The sequence below is a fragment of the Kitasatospora sp. NPDC057512 genome (assembly GCF_042802135.1).
GTDB lineage: Bacteria > Actinomycetota > Actinomycetes > Streptomycetales > Streptomycetaceae > Kitasatospora.
The window spans coordinates 1-3788 of sequence record NZ_JBHVET010000778.1; the positions used below are offsets into that span (position 1 = coordinate 1).

The following is a 3788-nucleotide window of genomic DNA, read 5'->3' on the forward strand; positions in this document are numbered from 1 at the left end:
AGCACCGGCGGGTTGTCGTCGGTGCCTCCGCGGCCCGCCGCGCCGGAGTGGCCGGGGCCCTCGTCGCGGTCGGCGGCCAGGTTGGTGCGCAGGGTCATCCAGAGCCGGAACAGGATGTCCGTCGACGTCCCGGCGCTGGAGGACTGCATGGCCCGGGTGAACTCGCTCTGGTACGTGCGCGAGTTCACCGGGAACGGGGTGCGGGCGTTGTTCGTCCGGTCCCAGGCCGCCGCCCACAGGGCGCGGCGGGCCTCCCGGACCCCGCAGACCTCCATGTAGGCGAGGAAGACGGGCTTGCGCAGCGGGGCCTCGCCCTTGAGGACCAGGGCCAGCGTGCTGGAGGGCAGGCGCCCGCCCCGGTCGCGGGCCCGGCGGTCCAGCTCCCGCAGGGAGGGCCAGTCGGCCTTGCGGCGCATCTCGTGCATCGCCCGGCGCAGGTCGGCGAAGGAGTCGACCTGCTGGGGGTCGACCCGCCTCGGCGCGCGCAGCCGCCGGCTGCCCGAGGGGCGGGGCACGTGGGCCCAGTAGTTGGCGTGGACCCACTTGCGCCGGGCCGTCTTGAGGTCGCCGCCGCATTCGCTGGTGACGGCCTCGACGACCTTCCAGCTCGGCAGGGAGCGTCCGCTGGCGGCCCGTTGCAGGGTGGTGGCGTGGTAGTTGGTCCGAACGGCGAGCTGACTGTACGTCAACCCGGCCTGCTCGCGCTGCTCGCGCAGCCAGGCGGCCAGTCGGCTCAGCGCCGGTTCGGTCGTCTCGATCGGGTTCTCTCGGCGTCCCATCGCAGGCAGGCGCTCTCCCCTAGGCCCGTCCCCTTTGCATCCTGGAGGCCAACAGCCAGCCCCCGGTGGTCAGTTCGAGCGCCACTCCGGCCGACATGCCGGTCGCCACCAGGACGGCGGTGAGCGCGACCGTCAGGACGACCACGACGATCACCACCGCCACCTGACCGGCGGTCACGGCCGTCACGGACGACTGTCCGGCCACGAACGGCCAGGTCAGGGCCGGGCGGCGCGCGGGCCTCGGGACGCCGTCCACGCAGGGGATGGGGACGCGCTTGTTCCGCTTCCTCGTCATCGAGGGAACCCTCCTATATCACTGTCCACTCCAACGGGTGGGCACTTGTGCGGTTGGCGTCGCACGGGGTGCCCGTTGGATGACACTCTGTCAGGCATATGGGTGAATCCCAATCGGTTCCGCGAACATCGCGTCGATTGATGCGCGACAGTCCCGGCCCCTACCTGAAATCTTGCGAACGCCGTACCAGGAAGCCGCAGTTCAGCGAATCGAAACCGGATTTTGATGCGCCTTTGTGCAGCGCGCCCTTGTAAGCCGTCCTGGCCGGGTGTGACGATTGACAGCGGCGTCACCCGGACCTGCGGGTCCGGAACCCGGGGGGCGCTGTTCACTCCAACATTCTCGGGAACATCGGCAGCGGGCCGTGTTGGCGCATGGGCCCGCCCGAACAGCAGAGACCGCCCGGCCCCGGTGGCCCGAGGCGGTCTCTCTGCACTCCGGCGGTGGCGGGCGCTCCACTTGTGACGGACCCCGCCACCGCCCCTCCCCCGGCCCCGCATCCCCCGCCGTGCACGGCGGCCCTCGGGGAGGACCGGTTGCACCCCGCCCCCACCGCCCCGGAGGCACCGTGCCCTTCCGCCCCACCACCCCGTCCGACCTCGACCGCGCCCTCCCCCTCCTCGTCGCCGACCCGGCCTGCGACCTCACTGCCGACACGTACCGGTCCCGGCTCGCCGACGGCGAGTACCGCCCCGCGTGGACGTGGATCGCCGAGGACGACGCCCCCGGCGCCGCCCTGCCCGACGCCTTCGACGCCACCACCCGTGCCGGAAAGAAGCTCCTGAGACATCTCGTCCAACGGTCGCGATATCCCACTGAGGTTCAGGGCTGTCGGCACGAAGTACGGCAGACGCACTCCTGCATACCCGGCTTCAGGCGCTATCGCTTCTGCGCGATGATCTACCCATGTTGAACGCCGCAGGTGCGAGTGAGGCCCGGGGTGTAGCTCTCCTGCTCACCACGATGAACCGACTGCACAGACAACTGGACGACTTCACCACCCAGCTCTACATCGCCTTCGCCTTTGGCGATGAGTCCGGGCTGGTGCCATCCATTCGGATCGAACAGCGCCCTGCCGGCCCAGAGCTGCTTCTCCACCACTGCTTCGCCTTCTGTCCCGACGTCAGCGAGCTACGGTTCTCCGCAGGCGCGACGGTCACATCGGATGGCTGGGCCGTGGAAGCCCTGGTGGACATCGATCTCGATCAGCCCCGGGGTGAATTCGGCGCCGGCCTCCACACTCTCCACCTGGAGCGGAGCGATCAGCTCTCCCTGGAAGATGCCCTGGACCGCTTGACGGAGCAGGTCGCGGAGATGTGCAGGATGGACGACATTCCGAGGCGCCTGGGCTTCAGGGCGCGTTGATCAAGGACATCGTCTGCGCGTCTCGCTCAAGGTGATGTGGCCAAGGATCACGCCCACATGAGGAGTACAGCAAGGTGACGGCCGCCTGGTAGGACCTCGTGGTCTTGCCGCGCCTGGCGACAAGGCCTCACCACACCGCACCGTGATCTACTAGCCAAGACCACATCGACGACACCGCCTAACGCGCCCAGCTCTCGCAGCCGAGCAGGCGGGCTTCCCTCCGCAGGACGTCGAGCACGGCCCGGAGCCCGTCCGCGGCTTCCTGGAACGCCCGCGTCGTCTCCGGGCCCAGCTCCGGCGAGGGCGCGGTGTCCGCACCGTTCGGGTAGTCGTCGCCGACCACCGAGGCGAACCGCGTCCAGGCGCTTCTGTAGAGGTTCACGCACCGGTCGAGCTCGTCGGCGCAGTCGAGCCACGCCGCCCTTGCCAGCGTTCCCTTGGTGCGCCCCAGGAGGTGGTTCAGTTCGGCGTAGGCGGCGATCGACTCCCCGGTCAGAGCCTGCCGCTGGGCACCCGCATGGCGGTGGGCCAGTACGTCGATGAACACCTGGTAAGGATCCGTGTATCCGTCCACGACGTTCAGCTCCCTCACTGCCCTTCGCCCGGACCGGCCGGTCGGCGCGGTGCGACCGTAACACCACCGCGGAGGCCGCTTCACCACGCGGCACGGCACGTGCGGGCCATACCGGGAAGCCCCGCCCGCCGCCGTGCCGACCAGGGCGTCGACCGGTTGTCGACCGGGCGTTGACCGGTTGTCTGCGGGAGTCCACGAGCGTGTTCCCGGTCCGGTCACGGACTCGGCGGCCGCCAGGTGGGGCCGCCCGCAGACGACCCTGGAGGACTCGCATGTCCCGTATTCCCCTTCGCACCCGTGCCGCCGCCGTCGCGGCCCTGGTGACGGCCGTCGCCCTGCCCCTCGCGGGCACGGCCACCGCCTCGGCGGCGGTGCCCGCCGGCGTCCAGAGCGTCCAGAGCGCGCCGAACTCGACGCTGGCGGCGGACGCGCCCACGACCTGGGCCGAGAAGAACGGCGGCTACGTCCAGATCAACTGGACCCCGCCGAACAACGTCGGCAAGTACGACTGGATCGGCCTCTACAAGCGCGACCCGAACGCCATCGGCGTCAACAGCTACGAGACCTGGCAGTGGGCCTACGACCACGGCACCTCGTACCTGACCAGCGTCCCGGCGGTCAGCGGCGACTACTGGACGGCCTACGTCTCCTACGACTACGCCTCCAGCCAGTACCGCATCATCGAGTCCCACCGCTCCCACATCGACTGAGCCGATGGCCCTGTCGACGAAGGCGGCGGCGCTGGCCCTCGCCCTGCTGGGCGCGCTGCCCGCCC

6 protein-coding genes are annotated in these 3788 nt (G+C 70.3%); 3 read left to right on the forward strand and 3 right to left on the reverse strand.

The window, feature by feature from the left end; translation table 11 throughout:
• Both ACFU6K_RS33550 and ACFU6K_RS33555 read right to left on the reverse strand, forming a co-directional pair.
• Nucleotides 1-779, reverse strand: a 779-nt coding sequence (locus ACFU6K_RS33550) for a helix-turn-helix domain-containing protein (RefSeq protein WP_380669531.1), incomplete at its 3' end; no start/stop codon positions are given.
• A gap of 19 nt (nt 780-798) precedes the next feature.
• The gene (locus tag ACFU6K_RS33555; RefSeq protein WP_380669533.1) at nt 799-1074 is read right to left on the reverse strand and encodes a hypothetical protein; all 276 of its coding nucleotides are present in this window, start codon (nt 1072-1074) and stop codon (nt 799-801) included.
• A 568-nt stretch (nt 1075-1642) separates the two neighbouring features.
• On the opposite strand from ACFU6K_RS33555, the gene ACFU6K_RS33560 reads away from it, so the two are divergent.
• Both ACFU6K_RS33560 and ACFU6K_RS33565 read left to right on the forward strand, forming a co-directional pair.
• Nucleotides 1643-1987 carry a hypothetical protein gene (locus ACFU6K_RS33560; RefSeq protein ID WP_380669535.1) on the forward strand — a complete coding sequence of 115 codons (345 nt, stop codon included), beginning with the start codon at nt 1643-1645 and terminating at the stop codon, nt 1985-1987.
• Nucleotides 1981-2439 carry a hypothetical protein gene (locus ACFU6K_RS33565; protein ID WP_380669537.1) on the forward strand — a complete coding sequence of 153 codons (459 nt, stop codon included), beginning with the start codon at nt 1981-1983 and terminating at the stop codon, nt 2437-2439. Before ACFU6K_RS33560 ends, ACFU6K_RS33565 begins: the two co-directional genes overlap by 7 nt.
• A gap of 178 nt (nt 2440-2617) precedes the next feature.
• Here ACFU6K_RS33565 and ACFU6K_RS33570 read toward each other — a convergent pair whose 3' ends face one another.
• On the reverse strand, nt 2618-2986 hold the full coding sequence (locus ACFU6K_RS33570) for a hypothetical protein (protein WP_380669539.1): 369 nt from the start codon (nt 2984-2986) through the stop codon (nt 2618-2620).
• 299 nt (nt 2987-3285) lie between these two features.
• On the opposite strand from ACFU6K_RS33570, the gene ACFU6K_RS33575 reads away from it, so the two are divergent.
• The gene (locus ACFU6K_RS33575) at nt 3286-3723 is read left to right on the forward strand and encodes a hypothetical protein (protein WP_380669541.1); all 438 of its coding nucleotides are present in this window, start codon (nt 3286-3288) and stop codon (nt 3721-3723) included.
• Nucleotides 3724-3788 lie beyond the last annotated feature (65 nt).